The following is a 16,700-nucleotide window of genomic DNA, read 5'->3' as shown; positions in this document are numbered from 1 at the left end:
CACGCCGTAACTCGTCGCGCTGCTCGGATTTCCGCGTAATGCGGCAACTACGAGCAAGCGCGACGAGTTACGGCGTGAAGCCGGTCGATACGGAGAACCACTCGATCCGGTGAGGACGCCAACGCGCCCGGTTCCGTTGGCTCTTGACTACTTCTCGACCTCGGCGGCGAGCTTGGCGAGCACCGCGTCGTAGATCCGGCCGAGGCCCTTGGGGGCGAAGGTCCTCTCGAAGAAGCCGCCGATGCCGCCGGCGCCGTTCCACACGGTGGTCACGACGACCCGGGACCTGCCCTCGCCGGCCGGGGTGACGCGCCAGGTGGTGACCATGGAGGAGTTGCGGTCCTTCTCCACCAGCTCGCCGTCGGTGGGCTCGGTGACCTCCAGGAGGCAGTCGCGGACGCGCTTGCTGGTGGCCTGGAGCTTCCAGTGGACGAGGGTGCCCTCGCCGTCGCCGCCCTCGCGCACCTCGTACTCGCTGAAGTGTTCGGGCAGCAGCTTCGCGCGTGTGCCGCTGTAGTCGGCGAGGGTGTCGAACACCGTCTCCGGGTCCGCCGCGACGACCCGCTCGGTAGTGGCCTCGACCTGCGCCATTGCGTTCCTCCAGCACCTGGGTTCTCGGGACGGGGGCAAGCCAACCACCCCGGCGCCCGGCCGCCCAAATCGGGGCGGGGTGCCGTTCGCACGATCATGCGAACATGTGTTCTATTGTGTGGTCGAGCACTACCGAGGAGGCGTCATGCGCTGGGAGAACCTCTCCGTCGAGTCCGACGACCACGCCCGGGCCGACACCGCGCTGTTCGGCGCGGACACGGTGATCACCCGCACCTTCGACACGCCCGAGTTCCGCGGGATCACCTTCCACGAGGTGCGGGCCCGCTCCATCCTCAACCGGGTGCCCGGGGCCTCCCGCATGCCCTTCGAGTGGACGGTCAACCCCTACCGGGGCTGCTCGCACGCGTGCGTGTACTGCTTCGCCCGCAGGACGCACAGCTATCTGGACCTCGACACCGGCCTCGGCTTCGACTCCCAGATCGTGGTGAAGGTCAACGCACCCGAACTGCTGCGCCGCCAGCTGGCGTCCCCGCGCTGGCACGGCGAGCACATCGCGATGGGCACCAACGTCGACTGCTACCAGCGGGCGGAGGGCCGCTACCGGCTCATGCCGGGCATCATCGCCGCCCTGCGCGACCACGCGAACCCCTTCTCGATCCTGACCAAGGGCACGCTGATCCTGCGCGACCTGGACCTGCTGACCGAGGCCGCGAGCGTGACGGACGTCGGCATCTCCGTCTCGGTCGGCTTCACCGACACCGCGCTGTGGCGCACCGTGGAACCGGGCACGCCGGCGCCGGAGCGGCGGCTGGACGTGGTCCGCACCCTCGGGGAGCACGGCATCGGGTGCGGGGTGCTGATGGCGCCGGTGATCCCGTTCCTGAGCGACCACCCGGACCGGCTGCGGGCCACCGTGCGGGCGATCGCGGCCTCCGGGGCCACCTCCGTGACGCCGCTGGTGCTGCATCTGCGGCCCGGCGCCCGGGAGTGGTTCATGGCCTGGCTGGAGCGCGAGCACCCGTATCTGGTGCGCCGCTACGAGCGGCTGTACGCGGACGGCGCCTACGCCCCGAAGTGGTACCAGCGCCGGATCACGCGGCAGGTGCACGACCTCGCGCGGGAGTACGGCATCGGACCCACGCGCGCGGGCACGGCCCGGCGGATCCGTGAGCCCGAGCCGGCCCCGCCGAAGCAGCCGGAGCCGACTCAGCTCACGCTGATCTGAGAGCATCGGGGCGCATCCGGCGGCGCAATCGGGTCAAGTCCTGGCCGAACAGGTTCCTCCGGGCGTCCAGCCCGGGACGATGCGGCGAGGGCCGTGATCCTCACGGTCCGGAAACCTCCGTCCCGGGAGGCTCCCTTGCACTCCTTGCCCCGGATGCGCGCCCTGTCCCAGCGTGCCGCCGTGCTGTGCGGCGCCGCCGCCGTCGCGGCGGCGACGCTGTCCACCGCAGCGCTCTCGGCCGCCCCCGCCCAGGCGGGCGTCCACCGCGCGGACGCCGCTCCCGCCGCGCGGCTCGCCTGGAAGAAGTGCGGCACGACCGCCCACCCGACGCTCCAGTGCGCGTCCCTGAAGGTGCCGCTCGACCACTCGGACCCGCGCGGGCGGAAGATCACCCTGGCGCTGTCCCGGGTCCCGCACACCGCGAAGACCACCCAGGGCCCCCTCCTGGTCAACCCGGGCGGTCCCGGAGGCAGCGGTCTCACCCTCGCCGGGTTCGTCGCCTCCGCGCTGCCGGCGAAGGTCGCCGCCCAGTACGACGTGATCGGCTTCGATCCGCGCGGGGTGGGCCGCAGCGACCCCGCCCTGGACTGCGCACCCGGCCACTTCGACCCCGTACGGCCGGACCCGGTGCCGCTCACACCCGGCGTCGAGCGCGCCAACCTCACGCGCGCGAAGGCGTTCGCGGACGCCTGCGGGCGGAAGTACGCGGACGTGCTGCCGCACATCGGCACCGTCGCCGCGGCACGGGACCTGGACCTGATCCGCCGGGCGCTGGGCGCCGACCGGATCTCCTACTTCGGCTACTCCTACGGCACCTACCTGGGCGCGGTCTACGCCCGGCTGTACCCGGAGCGGGTGCGCCGCGCGGTCCTCGACTCGGTGGTCGATCCGACCGGCGTCGGGTACGAGAACAACCTCGTCCAGGATCTCGCCTTCGACGACCGCCACCGCGCCTTCCTCGCGTGGGTGGCCCGGCACCACGGGACCTACGGGCTCGGCGCGGACCCGGAGCGGCTGGAGACCGCCTGGTACGCGATGCGGGCGGAGCTGGCGCGAAAGCCGGCGGACGGCCGGGTCGGCGCGGCGGAGCTGGAGGACACCTTCCTGCCGGGCGGCTACCACGACGGCTACTGGCCGTATCTCGCCGAGGCGTTCGCGGCGTACGTCCGCGACGGGGACACGGAACCGCTCGTCGAGGCGTACGAGGACTTCGGGGCGGCGGACGCCTCGACCGGCAACGGCTACAGCGTCTACTCCGCGGTGCAGTGCCGGGACACCGGCTGGCCGCGCGACTGGGAGCGGTGGCGCGAGGACAACTGGGCGGTGCACGAGCGGGCGCCGTTCATGACGTGGAACAACGCCTGGTACAACGCGCCGTGCGCGTTCTGGCCGACGGACGCGGGCCGGCCGGTGGACGTGGCCAACGACCGCCTGCCGCCGGTGCTGCTGTTCCAGGCGACCGGCGACGCGGCCACCCCGTACCGGGGCGGCGCCACCGTCCACCGGCTGCTGCGCGGCTCCAGCCTGGTGGTCGAGGACGGCGGCGGGAACCACGGTGTCACGCTGAGCGGCAACGCCTGCCTGGACGGGCACCTGGCGGCGTACCTGACCGACGGCACGGTGCCGCGCGGCGACGGCGGCGGGGAGGCGGACGCGGTGTGCGCGGCCGGGCCCGACCCGAAGCCGCTGCACGCCCGGACGTCCGCCCCGCCGCCGGGCGAGACGCTGCGCACCCTGCTCGGCTTCCGCCCCTGAGCGGTGAGGTGACGGCCCGTCGGGGGCGTTGCCGGCCCCATGGTCCACCATGGACGCATGACCGAGCCGACCAGGATCGCCGCCCCCGGACCGACCAGAATCACCGCCCCCGACGGCGTCGCCCCCGCCGCGCAGTACTCCCATGTCGTCATGGGCACCGGCCGCCTCGTCGCGATATCCGGGCAGCTCGCCCTGGACGAGGACGGCAAGCCGGTCGGCGAGGGCGATCCCGCCGCCCAGGCCCGCCAGGTGTTCGAGAACCTCCGGCGGTGCCTGGCCGCCGCCGGGGCGGCCTTCGACGACGTCGTCAAACTCACCTACTTCGTGACGGACATGGCGCACATGCCGGCGATCCGCGCGGCCCGCGCCGAGCACATACCCGACGACCGGCTCCCCGCCGCCTCCGCCGTGCAGGTCGCCGCCCTGGTCCGCCCCGAGTTCCTGATGGAGATCGAGGCGTTCGCGGTGATCCCCGCGTGACGGCCGTGCGCGTCCGGGAGATGACGCCCGCCGACTGCGACCGTGTCGGGCGGATCCGCGTCGGCGGCTGGCGCACCGCCTACCGGGGGCTCGTCCCGCAGTCGTACCTCGACGCGATGGACCCGGCGCGGGACGCCGCCGGCCACCGCGCCCGCCTCGCCCGGCGTCCCGGCCCGGTGCTGGACCTGGTGGCCGAGCAGGACGGCGATGTCGTCGGCTGGGCCTGCCACGGGCCCTACCGCGACGGCGACACGCACACCGAGGACGCCGAGCTGTACGCGCTCTACGTGGATCCGGGGCGGTACGGCGGAGGCATCGGGCGGGCGCTCATGGCGGAGTCGGCGGGCCGGTGCGCGACCGCCGGGCATCCGCGCATGCTCCTGTGGGTGCTGAAGGAGAACACCCCCGCGCGCCGCTTCTACGAGCGGGCCGGCTTCCGGCCGGACGGCGCGCAGGAGCCGTTCGAGGCGGACGGGGTGGCCGTGCCCGAGGTGCGGTACGTCCGGCGGCTGACGGCATGAGGGCGTCCGGCGCGCCCATGACGTACGACCGTCCGGCGCCCTCGCTCGCCTGCGCGGGCAGCCGCGGCGGCCCCGGCCGCCCGGGCCTCACCGCCGTTGTTTCGGGATGCGGGCCAGGGCCCGTACCGCGGCCTCGGCGAGGGACGGGTGGGCCAGGGCCTCGTTGAGGACCGGGCGGGCCCGGGGGTCGCCCAGCGCGCCCAGGCCTTCGACGCAGGCGAGGGCCACGCGGCGGTAGGGGTCGTGCGGGCGCAGCCGCCGTTGCAGCGTGGTGATCAGCGCGGGGACGGACTCCGGGGCACGCAGCTCGGCCAGGAGCCGCACCGGGTGCAGGGCGTAGGCCACCCGCAGTTCGTTGGTGGCGAGGGCCGCCGCCGCGCGGGCGGTGCGGGGGTCGGCGAGCCGGGCCAGCGCGTGGGCGGCGGCGGCACAGCGGGGCGGGTCGCGGTGGTTGAGGAGGAGGACCAGTGCCTCGAAGGCCCGGCGATCCCCCGCCACGCCCAGCCGGAAGGCGGCCAGTTCCCGCGCCCACAGGGGCTGTCCGGGGGCGGTCAGCACCTCCGCGAGTTCGTCGTGGTCGCCGGTCGCCGCCAGGTGCTCGAACGCCGCCGAGGCTCCCGACTCCTGCCGTAAGCGCTCCGTGAGCGCCCGTGACGCTTCGTCCCTCACATCCATGAGGTGAGGGTAGGGGCGATCGGGCCGGGGAGGGACCTACATCACAAAGACCGGGGACTGGCGCGCTCGTTACCCGCCGGTTAAGCTCAGACGAGCGAGTTACCCACTCGCCTCTCCTCGCGACGGTCTGGTGACGCGGCCGCCGCGCGGGACACCTCCCACGTCCCTCGGGCCGTGGGGGCAGCAGTCGGTTCGGTACTGATGTACCTCGGTACGACTCGGCCACGGGACAGGGCCGGTCGGTTCACCGCCGTAGCGCGGACGTGTGCGCGTCCGCGGCGACCGGCACCGGGCGTGTGCGCTCGCAGCCCGGCCAACACCCGCATCTCAGCACGCACCCGGTGCGCCCCTTCGGCGCACCCGGGCGCGCTTCCCGTCGTCACCCTCATTCTGGAGTCCCGCGATGGCCGCTCCCCTGTCCGACAGTTCCCTGTCCCCGCTCCAGACCGTCGCCGTCGTCGGCCTCGGCACCATGGGCACCGGCATCGCCGAGGTCCTGGCCAAGGCCGGCCGCGAGGTCGTCGGCATCGACATCAGCGAGGCCCAGGCCGCGCGCTGTGTCGCCGCCCTGGAGGCCTCCACCGCCCGCGCCGTCGAGCGCGGCAGGCTCACCGAAGAGGAGCGCACCGAGGCGCTCGCCCGGATCCGCACCTCCACCGACCTGCGGGCCGCGGCCGAGGCCGACCTGGTCATCGAGGTGGCGCCGGAGTCGTACGAGATCAAGCACCAGATCTTCCGGGAACTCGACGGCATCGTGCGGCCCGAGACGATCCTCGCCACCGGCACCAACGCGCTGTCCGTGACCCGCCTGGCCGCCGACTCGGCCCGTCCCGAGCGGGTCCTGGGCCTGCACTTCTTCAACCCCGCCCCGGCGATGAAGCTCGTCGAGGTGGTCTCCTCGGTGCTGACCGCGCCCGCCGCCGTCGGCGCGGTCACCGACCTCGCGCTGGCCCTGGGCAAGGAGCCCGTCGCGGTCGGCGACCGGCCCGGTTTCGTCGCGGACGGCCTGCTGTTCGGCTACCTCAACCAGGCCGCCGCGATGTACGAGGCGAAGTACGCCTCCCGTGAGGACATCGACGCCGCGATGCGGCTGGGCTGCGGACTGCCGATGGGCCCGCTCGCCCTGCTCGACCTGATCGGCATCGACACCGCCCGCACCGTCCTGGAGGCGATGTACGCCGAGTCCCGCGACCGGCTGCACGCCCCCGCGCCGATCCTCAAGCAGCTCAGCGAGGCGGGCCTGACCGGCCGCAAGGCGGGCCGCGGTTTCTACACCTACGAGGCCCCGGGCAGCGCCACCGTCGTGCGGGACGCGCTGACGCCGCTCGACGGCGAACTGAAGGTCCCCGGCCGCCCGGTGCGCTCGGTCGGTGTGGCGGGCTCGGGCACCATGGCGTCCGGGATCGCCGAGGTGTTCGCCAAGGCGGGCTACGAGGTCGTCCTCGCCGCCCGCAGCGAGGAGAAGGCCCAGGCCGCCAAGGCCCGCATCGGCAAGTCCCTGGCCCGCTCGGTCGACAAGGGCCGGATGACCGCGGAGGCGGCCGCGGGGACCCTGGAGCGGATCGTCCCGGCCGGTTCCTACGACGCGTTCGCCGACGTCGACCTGGCCGTCGAGGCGGTCGCCGAGGACCTGGAGGTCAAGCGGCAGCTGTTCGCCGCGCTGGACAAGGTCTGCAAGCCGGGCGCGGTGCTGGCCACCACCACCTCCTCGCTGCCCGTCGTCGCCTGCGCCCGCGCCACCTCGCGCCCGCAGGACGTGATCGGCATGCACTTCTTCAACCCGGCCCCGGCGATGAAGCTGGTCGAGGTGGTCCGCACCGTGCTGACCGCGGACGATGTGCACGCCACGGTCCGCGAGGTCTGCGGGAAGATCCGCAAGCACGCGGTGGACTGCGGGGACCGCGCCGGGTTCATCGTGAACGCGCTGCTCTTCCCGTACCTGAACAACGCGATCAAGATGGTCCAGGACCACTACGCCTCGCTCGACGACATCGACGCCGCGATGAAGCTCGGCGGCGGCTACCCGATGGGTCCGTTCGAGCTGCTGGACGTGGTCGGGCTGGATGTCTCACTGGCCATCGAGCGGGTCCTGCACCGCGAGTTCCGCGACCCGGGCCTGGCCCCCGCGCCGCTGCTCGAGCATCTGGTGGCCGCGGGCTGCCTCGGCCGCAAGACGGGCCGCGGCTTCCGCGAATATGCCCGGCGCTGAGCGGCCCGGCGACCGGTTCCGGGCGGGTGAGGACTGGGGCGGACTGCTCGATCCCGCGCGGCCGGCCCAGCCCGCCTCCCTCCGGACTTCCCCGCCCGCCGAGGGCGGGGGAAACCCCGGACCTGCGCGAAGAGCCGCGGAGATGCAGTACTTTCGGGTCATGTCCCAGCCCGCCAAGTCCTCCCGTACACCAGCCACGTCCGACGCGCCGGAAAGTGCCGCAGGCAGTCGCGCCGCCGCCCAGCGGCTGAAAATGCGCCGAGAACTGGCGGCCGCGGCCATGGAGCTGTTCGCCACCAAGGGCTACGAGGCGACCACCGTCGACGAGATCGCGGCCCAGGCCGGGGTCGCCCGCCGCACCTTCTTCCGCCACTTCCGCTCCAAGGAAGAGGCGATCTTCCCGGACCACGACGACACCCTGATCCGTGCCGAGGCGGTGCTCAACGCCGCCCCCGCACACGAGCATCCGCTCGACACGGTGTGCCGCGGGATCAAGGAAGTGATGAAGATGTACGCGGCGCGGCCCGAGATCTCGGTCGCCCGCTACAAGCTGACGCGCGAGGTGCCCACCCTGCGCGAGGCGGAGATCGCGTCGGTGGCCCGCTACGAACGCCTCTTCACCCGCTATCTGCTCGGCCACTTCGACGAGCACGCGCACGACGACGACGCCAACGACGACCCGCTGCTCGCGGAGGTCGCCGCGTCCGCCGTGGTCACCGCGCACAACCACGTGCTGCGGCGCTGGCTGCGCGCGGGCGGCCACGGCGATGTGGAGGCGCAGCTCGACCACGCCTTCGCGATCGTCCGCAAGACCTTCGGCTCCGGGATCATGGCGGGCCGCGGCACCCCGCCGAAGCCGGCCGCGGCGACGGCCTCGGCCCACGGCGAGGTGCTGGTGACGGTGGCCCGCACCGACGCCCCGCTGGAGGAGGTCATGCGGACCATCGAGGAGGCGCTGAAGGAGCGCTGACGGTCCTTCCGCGTGTGATGACGGCCACCCTTCGGGGTGGCCGTTTTGGCATGTCAGAGGCGGTTTTCGGGAGGCTTTCCGACCCTGTTCGATCGATCATCGCTCATCTGTCAGGTAAAGAATTCATTTGAGAGCAACTTCTGGCACCCAGTGCCTTGTCACCTGACACGGGGTGCCATACGTTGAAAGTGTCCGGGCGGCCGGCGCACCCGATCACAGTGCGGCGACTGTCCCCGCGGGCCCATGGCCCGCGCGCCCGGACGCCTGCGTCACAGGCACCCTCCCGCGCCACAAAGCGCTGCCGAAGCACCACCCGCCGAACCGACGGCACCGAAAACCCTCACCCTCAGCAGCACCGACGTAACCCTCAGCACCCCTCCCTCAGGGTGCGCATCGCCGGAGGCAACACCGTGACCGTGAAGGACATCCTGGACGCGATCCAGTCGCCCGAATCCACCTCGGCCGACTTCGCCGCCCTGCCGCTGCCCGAGTCCTACCGGGCGATCACCGTCCACAAGGACGAGACGGAGATGTTCGCGGGCCTTTCCACCCGCGACAAGGACCCCCGCAAGTCGCTGCACCTGGACGAGGTGCCGCTGCCCGAGCTGGGCCCGGGCGAGGCCCTGGTGGCCGTGATGGCCTCCTCGGTCAACTACAACTCGGTGTGGACCTCGATCTTCGAGCCGCTGTCCACCTTCGGGTTCCTCGAGCGCTACGGCCGCACCAACGAGCTGGCCAAGCGCCACGACCTGCCGTACCACATCATCGGCTCCGACCTCGCGGGCGTCGTGCTGCGCACCGGTCCCGGCGTCAACGCCTGGAAGCCGGGCGACGAGGTCGTCGCGCACTGTCTGTCGGTCGAGCTGGAGTCCAGCGACGGCCACAACGACACCATGCTCGACCCCGAGCAGCGCATCTGGGGCTTCGAGACCAACTTCGGCGGCCTCGCCGAGATCGCCCTGGTCAAGTCCAACCAGCTGATGCCCAAGCCGGACCACCTCAGCTGGGAGGAGGCCGCCGCGCCGGGCCTGGTGAACTCCACCGCCTACCGCCAGCTGGTCTCCCGCAACGGCGCCGGCATGAAGCAGGGCGACAACGTGCTGATCTGGGGCGCGAGCGGCGGCCTCGGTTCCTACGCCACCCAGTTCGCGCTCGCCGGCGGCGCCAACCCGATCTGTGTCGTCTCCTCGCCGCAGAAGGCGGAGATCTGCCGTTCGATGGGCGCCGAGGCGATCATCGACCGCAATGCCGAGGGCTACAAGTTCTGGAAGGACGAGCAGACCCAGGACCCGAAGGAGTGGAAGCGCTTCGGCAAGCGCATCCGCGAGCTCACCGGCGGCGAGGACATCGACATCGTCTTCGAGCACCCCGGCCGCGAGACCTTCGGCGCGAGCGTCTACGTCACCCGCAAGGGCGGCACCATCACCACCTGCGCCTCGACCTCGGGCTACATGCACGAGTACGACAACCGCTACCTGTGGATGTCGCTGAAGCGGATCATCGGCTCCCACTTCGCCAACTACCGCGAGGCCTGGGAGGCCAACCGGCTCATCGCGAAGGGCAAGATCCACCCGACGCTGTCGAAGGTGTACTCCTTGGAGGACACCGGCCAGGCGGCCCACGACGTGCACCGCAACGTGCACCAGGGCAAGGTCGGCGTGCTGTGCCTCGCCCCCGAGGAGGGCCTGGGCGTGCGCGACCACGAGATGCGCGCCAAGCACCTCGACGCCATCAACCGCTTCCGGAACATCTGAGAGGCGCCGGATGACTGAGCGTCAGAAGGACCGGCCGTGGCTCATGCGGACCTACGCCGGTCACTCCACGGCCGAGGCGTCCAACGAGCTGTACCGCCGCAACCTCGCCAAGGGCCAGACGGGTCTGTCGGTCGCCTTCGACCTGCCGACCCAGACGGGCTACGACCCGGACCACATCCTCGCCCGCGGCGAGGTCGGCCGGGTCGGAGTGCCCGTCGCGCACCTCGGTGACATGCGCCGGCTGTTCCAGGACATCCCCCTGGAGCAGATGAACACCTCGATGACCATCAACGCCACGGCCATGTGGCTGCTGGCGCTCTACCAGGTCGTGGCGGAGGAGCAGGGCGCGGACATCACCAAGCTCCAGGGCACGACCCAGAACGACATCGTCAAGGAGTACCTGTCCCGGGGCACCCATGTGTTCCCGCCGGGCCCGTCGCTCCGCCTGACGACGGACATGATCGCGTACACGGTCTCCCACATGCCGAAGTGGAACCCGATCAACATCTGCAGCTACCACCTGCAGGAGGCGGGCGCCACTCCGGTGCAGGAGATCGCGTACGCGATGTCCACCGCGGTCGCCGTGCTCGACGCGGTGCGCGACTCCGGCCAGGTGCCGCAGGAGCGCATGGGCGACGTCGTCGCCCGCATCTCCTTCTTCGTCAACGCGGGCGTCCGCTTCGTCGAGGAGATGTGCAAGATGCGGGCGTTCGGCCGCATCTGGGACAAGATCACGCGCGAGCGGTACGGCATCGAGAACCCCAAGCAGCGCCGCTTCCGCTACGGCGTCCAGGTCAACTCCCTCGGGCTGACCGAGGCGCAGCCGGAGAACAACGTCCAGCGGATCGTGCTGGAGATGCTGGCCGTGACGCTGTCCAAGGACGCCCGCGCGCGGGCCGTGCAGCTCCCCGCCTGGAACGAGGCGCTGGGCCTGCCGCGCCCCTGGGACCAGCAGTGGTCGCTGCGCATCCAGCAGGTGCTCGCCTACGAGAGCGACCTGCTGGAGTACGGCGACATCTTCGAGGGCTCGACGGTGATCGAGGCGAAGGTCGGCGAACTCGTCGCCGAGGCCCTCGCGGAGATCGACCGGATCGAGGAGATGGGCGGCGCGATGGCGGCCGTCGAGTCCGGCTACCTCAAGTCGCAGCTGGTCGCCTCGCACGCCGAACGCCGGGCGCGGATCGAGTCCGGCCAGGAGAAGATCGTCGGCGTCAACGTCTTCGAGACGACCGAGCCGAACCCGCTCACCGCGGACCTGGACACCGCGATCCAGACCGTCGACCCGGCCGTCGAGGCCCGGGTCGTCGAGTCGCTGCGGAACTGGCGCGACACCCGCTACCAGCCGCCCTTCAACCACCCGCGCCCCTGCAAGGCGCTGGAGCGGCTGAAGGAGGCCGCCAAGGGCACCGGCAACCTGATGGAGGCCACCCTGGAGTGCGCCCGCGCCGGCGTCACCACCGGCGAGTGGGCCGGGGCCCTGCGTGAGGTGTTCGGCGAGTTCCGCGCCCCCACGGGCGTGTCGTCGGCGCCGGTGGCCATCCCCGCCGAGGAGGGCTCCAAGCTGGCCCAGGTGCGCCGCAAGGTGGAGCTGACCGCCCAGGAGATGGGCGTCGCCCGCTTGCGCTTCCTGGTCGGCAAGCCGGGCCTGGACGGGCACTCCAACGGGGCCGAGCAGATCGCGGTGCGGGCCCGGGACGCCGGCTTCGAGGTGGTCTACCAGGGCATCCGGCTCACCCCGGAGCAGATCGTGGACGCCGCGCTCGCCGAGGACGTGCACGCGGTGGGCCTGTCCATCCTGTCCGGCTCGCACGCCCAGCTGGTCCCGGACGTGCTGGAACGGCTGCGTGTGGCCGGTGCCACAGATATACCGGTGATCGCCGGTGGCATCATCCCCAGCGGTGACGCCGAACAGCTGCGCGCCGCCGGAGTGGCCGCGGTCTTCACCCCGAAGGACTTCGACATCACCGGCATCATCGGCCGGATCGTGGACGAGATCCGGAACGCGAACAAGCTCGACCCCCTGGAGGTCCCCGCATGACCGTCAACCGTCTGCGTCCCCGCCGTTCCTGCCTGGCGGTCCCGGGAAGCAACCCGCGCTTCCTGGAGAAGGCGCAGGGCCTCCCGGCGGACCAGGTCTTCCTCGACCTGGAGGACGCGTGCGCCCCGCTCGCCAAGCCCGAGGCGCGGCACACCATCGTGAAGTTCCTCAACGAGGGCGACTGGACCGGCAAGACCCGCGTGGTGCGCGTCAACGACTGGACGACCGAGTGGACGTACCGCGACGTCGTCACGGTCGTCGAGGGCGCCGGCCCGAACCTGGACTGCATCATGCTGCCGAAGGTGCAGAACGCGCAGCAGATCGTGGCGCTGGACCTCCTCCTGACCCAGATCGAGAAGACGATGGGCTTCGAGGTCGGCCGGATCGGCATCGAGGCGCAGATCGAGAACGCGCAGGGCCTGAACAACGTCAACGAGATCGCGCAGGCCTCCCCGCGCATCGAGACGATCATCTTCGGCCCGGCCGACTTCATGGCCTCCATCAACATGAAGTCGCTGGTCGTGGGTGAGCAGCCGCCCGGCTACCCGGCGGACGCCTACCACTACATCCTGATGAAGATCCTGATGGCCGCCCGTGCCAACGACCTCCAGGCGATCGACGGCCCCTACCTCCAGATCCGCAACGTCGACGGCTTCCGCGAGGTCGCCGGCCGCGCCGCCGCGCTCGGCTTCGACGGCAAGTGGGTGCTGCACCCCGGCCAGGTCGACGCCGCCAACGAGGTCTTCTCGCCCTCCCAGGAGGACTACGACCACGCCGAGCTGATCCTGGACGCGTACGAGTACTACACGTCCGAGGCGGGCGGCAAGAAGGGCTCCGCGATGCTCGGCGACGAGATGATCGACGAGGCCAGCCGCAAGATGGCCCTGGTCATCGCGGGCAAGGGCCGGGCCGCCGGCATGCGGCGCACCAGCACGTTCGAGATCCCGGAGGCCTGAGCGCGATGCAGTTCGGACGCACGTACGAGGAGTTCGAGGTCGGCGCGGTGTACAAGCACTGGCCGGGCAAGACGGTCACGGAGTACGACGACCACCTGTTCTGTCTCCTCACCATGAACCACCACCCGCTCCACATGGACGCGAACTACGCCGAGAAGACGACGGACTTCGGCAAGAACGTGGTGGTCGGGAACTACATCTACTCCCTGCTGCTCGGCATGAGCGTGCCGGACATCTCCGGCAAGGCGATCGCCAACCTGGAGATCGAGTCGCTGAAGCACGTGGCGCCGACCTTCCACGGCGACACGATCTACGGCGAGACGACCGTGCTCGACAAGTGGCCGTCGAAGTCGAAGAACGACCGCGGCATCGTCTACGTCGAGACCAAGGGCTACAAGCAGGACGGCACGCTGGTCTGCGTCTTCCGCCGCAAGGTGATGGTGCCGACCGAGACGTACATCAAGGAGCGCGGCGGCGAGCAGCCGGGCCGCCCCCAGCTCAAGGAGCAGGAGAAGTAACCATGGCCCGCCTCGCCCAGACCCACGGCCTCACGGACGTCCAGCGGGAGATCCTCTCCACGGTCCGCGACTTCGTGGACAAGGAGATCATCCCGGTCGCGACGGAGCTGGAGCACCGCGACGAGTACCCGCAAGCGATCGTGGACGGCCTGAAGGAGCTGGGCCTCTTCGGTCTGATGATCCCCGAGGAGTACGGGGGTCTGGGCGAGTCGCTGCTGACGTACGCGCTGTGCGTGGAGGAGATCGCCCGCGGCTGGATGTCGGTGTCCGGCATCATCAACACGCACTTCATCGTGGCGTACATGCTCAAGCAGCACGGCACGCAGGAGCAGAAGGACCACTTCCTGCCGAGGATGGCGGCCGGCGACATCCGCGGCGCCTTCTCGATGTCGGAGCCGGGCCTCGGCTCGGATGTGTCGGCGATCACGTCCAAGGCGGTCAAGGACGGCGACGAGTACGTCCTCACCGGCCAGAAGATGTGGCTCACGAACGGCGGCACGTCGTCCCTGGTGGCCGTTCTCGTGCGAAGTGACGAAGGACACCCCGAGGGGACCGCACCCCACAGGTCGATGACCACCTTCCTGGTCGAGAAGGAGCCCGGCTTCGGTGAGGTCCGCCCCGGCCTGACCATTCCGGGCAAGATCGACAAGATGGGCTACAAGGGGGTCGACACCACCGAGCTCATCATGGACGGCCTGCGGATTCCGGCCGACCGGGTGCTCGGCGGGGTCACCGGACGCGGCTTCTACCAGATGATGGACGGCGTCGAGGTCGGCCGCGTCAACGTCGCGGCGCGTGGTTGCGGCGTCGCTCAGCGCGCGTTCGAGCTGGGCGTCCAGTACGCCCAGCAGCGTCACACGTTCGGCAAGCCGATCGCCCAGCACCAGGCGATCCAGTTCAAGCTCGCCGAAATGGCTACCAAGGTCGAGGCCGCCCATGCCATGATGGTGAACGCAGCGCGCAAAAAGGACTCCGGGGAGCGAAACGACCTCGAAGCAGGGATGGCGAAGTACCTCGCCTCCGAGTACTGCAAGGAGGTCGTGGAGGATGCCTTCCGGATCCACGGCGGCTACGGCTTCTCCAAGGAGTACGAGATCGAGCGCCTCTACCGGGAGGCCCCGATGCTGCTCATCGGTGAAGGTACCGCCGAGATCCAGAAAATGATCATCGGGCGGAGGCTGCTCGAAGAGTATCGATTCCAGGGCTGATTGCCCGGAACGGGGTGTTTTCTTCGAGAAGAAGATCACACCCCGTAGGCACTCTTCGGCCGCCGACTCGGCTTCCCGACTTACCCAGTTGTGGCGGTTAGCCGCTACGATCGCGAGAAAGCCGCCGTCCCCCCGAGAAGCGCGGCATCATCCGCTACGAAGGTCATCCATGCCCCACAGCCAAACCTCTGCACCTCGCGACAGCCGAGTCGGCGTACGCCTCGCGCGCGGAGCATCGCCGTGGCTTCTCCCGACCGTCGCCACCGCAGCCCTCAGCCTGGCCAAGGCCCGCCGCTCCGGCGCTGCCAAGGCCGTCGCCGTCCCCGCCACCGCGCTCGCGGCGGGGATGCTGTGGTTCTTCCGCGACCCCGAGCGCGAGATCGCCACGGGCCGGGTCATCTCGCCCGCCGACGGTGTGGTGCAGAGCATCATGCCGTGGAAGGACGGACGGACCCGCGTCGCGATCTTCATGAGCCCGCTCAACGTCCACGTCAACCGCGCGCCGCTGGCCGGCACGGTGACGTCGGTGGAGCACATCCCGGGAGGCTTCGTTCCCGCTTTCAACAAGGAGAGCGAGAACAACGAGCGGGTCGTGTGGCACTTCGACACGGAGCTGGGCGACATCGAGATGATCCAGATCGCCGGCGCGGTGGCCCGTCGCATCGTCCCCTACATCCCGCAGGGGACCAAGGTGGAGCAGGGCGAGCGGATCGGCCTGATCCGCTTCGGCTCCCGGGTCGACCTGTACCTGCCCGAGGGCGTGGAGGTCGCGGTGGAGGTCGGCCAGAAGACAGTGGCTGGGGTGACTCGCATTGACCGTGACTGATCCGGAGGCGCAGCCGGGCTGGGTCCCCGAGGCCATCGAGGACGACGAGGAGGAGATGCCGCTCTCGCTCCGCCTGTCGATAGCGGACACCCTCACCCTCGGCAACGCCACGTGCGGCTTCATGGCGGTGTACTTCACCACCACCGGCATCCTGATCCCGCACCTCACGGGCAGCCAGGAGACCGGCATGGCCCGCCACAGCGCGGCCACCGCGGTGATCCTGATGCTGTGCGCGGCGGTCTTCGACCTGTTCGACGGCCTGGTGGCGCGCAAGCTGCGCTCCTCCCCGATGGGCGCCGAGCTGGACAACCTCTCCGACCTGATCAGCTTCGGCCTGGCCCCGGCGTACTTCGTCCTGGTCTACGGCATGGTCGCGAACGACGCGCACCAGCGGGTGGCGGCGGTCGGCGCGATCGTCGTGCTGCTGGCGGTGGTGCTCAGGCTCGCGAGATTCTCCTGCGTGACGGTGAAGGACGGCACGTTCCAGGGCATGCCGAGCCCCTTCGGCGCGCTCACGGTGGTCTCCATCGTGCTGCTGGAGCTGCCCTTCGAGGCGACGCTGCTGGCGATCCTCGGCACGGCGTGGCTGATGGTCAGCCGGGTCGAGTACCCGAAGCCGCGCGGCCCGCTGGCGGTGGCGATGCTCTCCTGGATCGTCTCCGCGATGGGTCTGCTCGCCGCCTGGGCCTTCGACGCCCCCGGCGGCCAGCTGCTCCTCCAGGCCGGCTGCGCGCTCCAGCTGGTCCTCGGCGCGGTGATCCCGCTGTTCGCCACGGCCCGCCGGGTGAACAACTTCCGCGACAACCGCCGCGAGGCGCGGGCGGCCCAGCTGCCCTGACGGCCGTGGCGGATGTACGGCGACGAAGGCCCCGAACCTGACGGTTCGGGGCCTTTCGCGTGCCCGGGGCGGCGGGCATCAGCGCGTCCCGCGTGTGAGGACGAGGCCCGTCCAGGGCCGAAGCGTCGGTCCGGGAGGGGCAAGCCCCAGGGGGACGGGAGAAGCAGCCTCAGGG

General features: G+C 70.9%; 15 protein-coding genes. 13 read left to right on the top strand and 2 right to left on the bottom strand.

Annotation, left to right across the window (positions count from 1 at the left end; translation table 11 throughout):
• Nucleotides 1–147 precede the first annotated feature (147 nt).
• Nucleotides 148–591, bottom strand: coding sequence for an SRPBCC family protein (locus CCN42_RS23555; protein ID WP_086738587.1), 444 nt, complete (start codon nt 589–591; stop codon nt 148–150).
• Nucleotides 592–736: 145 nt separating this feature from the next.
• Here CCN42_RS23555 and CCN42_RS23550 point away from each other — a divergent pair, with 145 nt between their 5' ends.
• From CCN42_RS23550 to CCN42_RS23535, 4 genes are all read left to right on the top strand, one after another.
• The gene (locus tag CCN42_RS23550; protein WP_086738585.1) at nt 737–1,777 is read left to right on the top strand and encodes an Rv2578c family radical SAM protein; all 1,041 of its coding nucleotides are present in this window, start codon (nt 737–739) and stop codon (nt 1,775–1,777) included.
• A 162-nt stretch (nt 1,778–1,939) separates the two neighbouring features.
• Nucleotides 1,940–3,532 (top strand): alpha/beta hydrolase, encoded by a 1,593-nt coding sequence (locus CCN42_RS23545; RefSeq protein ID WP_086738591.1) that lies wholly within the window; start codon nt 1,940–1,942, stop codon nt 3,530–3,532.
• Nucleotides 3,533–3,589: 57 nt separating this feature from the next.
• On the top strand, nt 3,590–4,012 hold the full coding sequence (locus CCN42_RS23540) for a RidA family protein (RefSeq protein WP_086738584.1): 423 nt from the start codon (nt 3,590–3,592) through the stop codon (nt 4,010–4,012).
• Nucleotides 4,013–4,032: 20 nt separating this feature from the next.
• Nucleotides 4,033–4,533, top strand: coding sequence for a GNAT family N-acetyltransferase (locus CCN42_RS23535; protein ID WP_086738589.1), 501 nt, complete (start codon nt 4,033–4,035; stop codon nt 4,531–4,533).
• A gap of 87 nt (nt 4,534–4,620) precedes the next feature.
• On the opposite strand, the gene CCN42_RS23530 is transcribed toward CCN42_RS23535, so the two are convergent.
• A complete protein-coding gene (locus CCN42_RS23530) occupies nt 4,621–5,208 on the bottom strand; it encodes an adenylosuccinate lyase (protein WP_086738582.1) in 588 nt (195 codons plus the stop codon).
• 403 nt (nt 5,209–5,611) lie between these two features.
• On the opposite strand from CCN42_RS23530, the gene CCN42_RS23525 reads away from it, so the two are divergent.
• The 9 genes from CCN42_RS23525 to pssA all read left to right on the top strand — a co-directional run bounded on the left by CCN42_RS23525 (nt 5,612) and on the right by pssA (nt 16,525).
• Nucleotides 5,612–7,417: a 3-hydroxyacyl-CoA dehydrogenase family protein gene (locus tag CCN42_RS23525; protein ID WP_086738580.1), complete on the top strand. Its 1,806-nt coding sequence runs from the start codon at nt 5,612–5,614 to the stop codon at nt 7,415–7,417.
• 160 nt (nt 7,418–7,577) lie between these two features.
• Nucleotides 7,578–8,387, top strand: coding sequence for a TetR family transcriptional regulator (locus CCN42_RS23520; protein WP_211294780.1), 810 nt, complete (start codon nt 7,578–7,580; stop codon nt 8,385–8,387).
• Nucleotides 8,388–8,803: 416 nt separating this feature from the next.
• On the top strand, nt 8,804–10,141 hold the full coding sequence (ccrA, locus tag CCN42_RS23515; protein ID WP_173883265.1) for a crotonyl-CoA carboxylase/reductase: 1,338 nt from the start codon (nt 8,804–8,806) through the stop codon (nt 10,139–10,141).
• A 10-nt stretch (nt 10,142–10,151) separates the two neighbouring features.
• Nucleotides 10,152–12,179, top strand: a complete 2,028-nt coding sequence (locus CCN42_RS23510; RefSeq protein ID WP_086738575.1) for a protein meaA — start codon at nt 10,152–10,154, stop codon at nt 12,177–12,179.
• Nucleotides 12,176–13,135, top strand: a complete 960-nt coding sequence (locus CCN42_RS23505) for an HpcH/HpaI aldolase/citrate lyase family protein (protein ID WP_086170725.1) — start codon at nt 12,176–12,178, stop codon at nt 13,133–13,135. The genes CCN42_RS23510 and CCN42_RS23505 overlap by 4 nt, the downstream gene beginning before the upstream one ends.
• Before the next feature lie 5 nt (nt 13,136–13,140).
• Nucleotides 13,141–13,653: a MaoC family dehydratase gene (locus CCN42_RS23500; RefSeq protein ID WP_086738573.1), complete on the top strand. Its 513-nt coding sequence runs from the start codon at nt 13,141–13,143 to the stop codon at nt 13,651–13,653.
• 2 nt (nt 13,654–13,655) lie between these two features.
• Nucleotides 13,656–14,861, top strand: a complete 1,206-nt coding sequence (locus CCN42_RS23495) for an acyl-CoA dehydrogenase family protein (RefSeq protein WP_086170727.1) — start codon at nt 13,656–13,658, stop codon at nt 14,859–14,861.
• A 169-nt stretch (nt 14,862–15,030) separates the two neighbouring features.
• On the top strand, nt 15,031–15,687 hold the full coding sequence (locus CCN42_RS23490) for a phosphatidylserine decarboxylase (RefSeq protein ID WP_086170728.1): 657 nt from the start codon (nt 15,031–15,033) through the stop codon (nt 15,685–15,687).
• Nucleotides 15,674–16,525 carry a CDP-diacylglycerol--serine O-phosphatidyltransferase gene (gene pssA, locus CCN42_RS23485; RefSeq protein ID WP_086170729.1) on the top strand — a complete coding sequence of 284 codons (852 nt, stop codon included), beginning with the start codon at nt 15,674–15,676 and terminating at the stop codon, nt 16,523–16,525. Before CCN42_RS23490 ends, pssA begins: the two co-directional genes overlap by 14 nt.
• The last annotated feature ends 175 nt before the right edge of the window (nt 16,526–16,700 follow it).

It is taken from the genome of Streptomyces glaucescens, from assembly GCF_002154375.1.
Lineage (GTDB): Bacteria > Actinomycetota > Actinomycetes > Streptomycetales > Streptomycetaceae > Streptomyces > Streptomyces glaucescens.
This window is presented reverse-complemented; position numbering and strand designations above follow the sequence as displayed.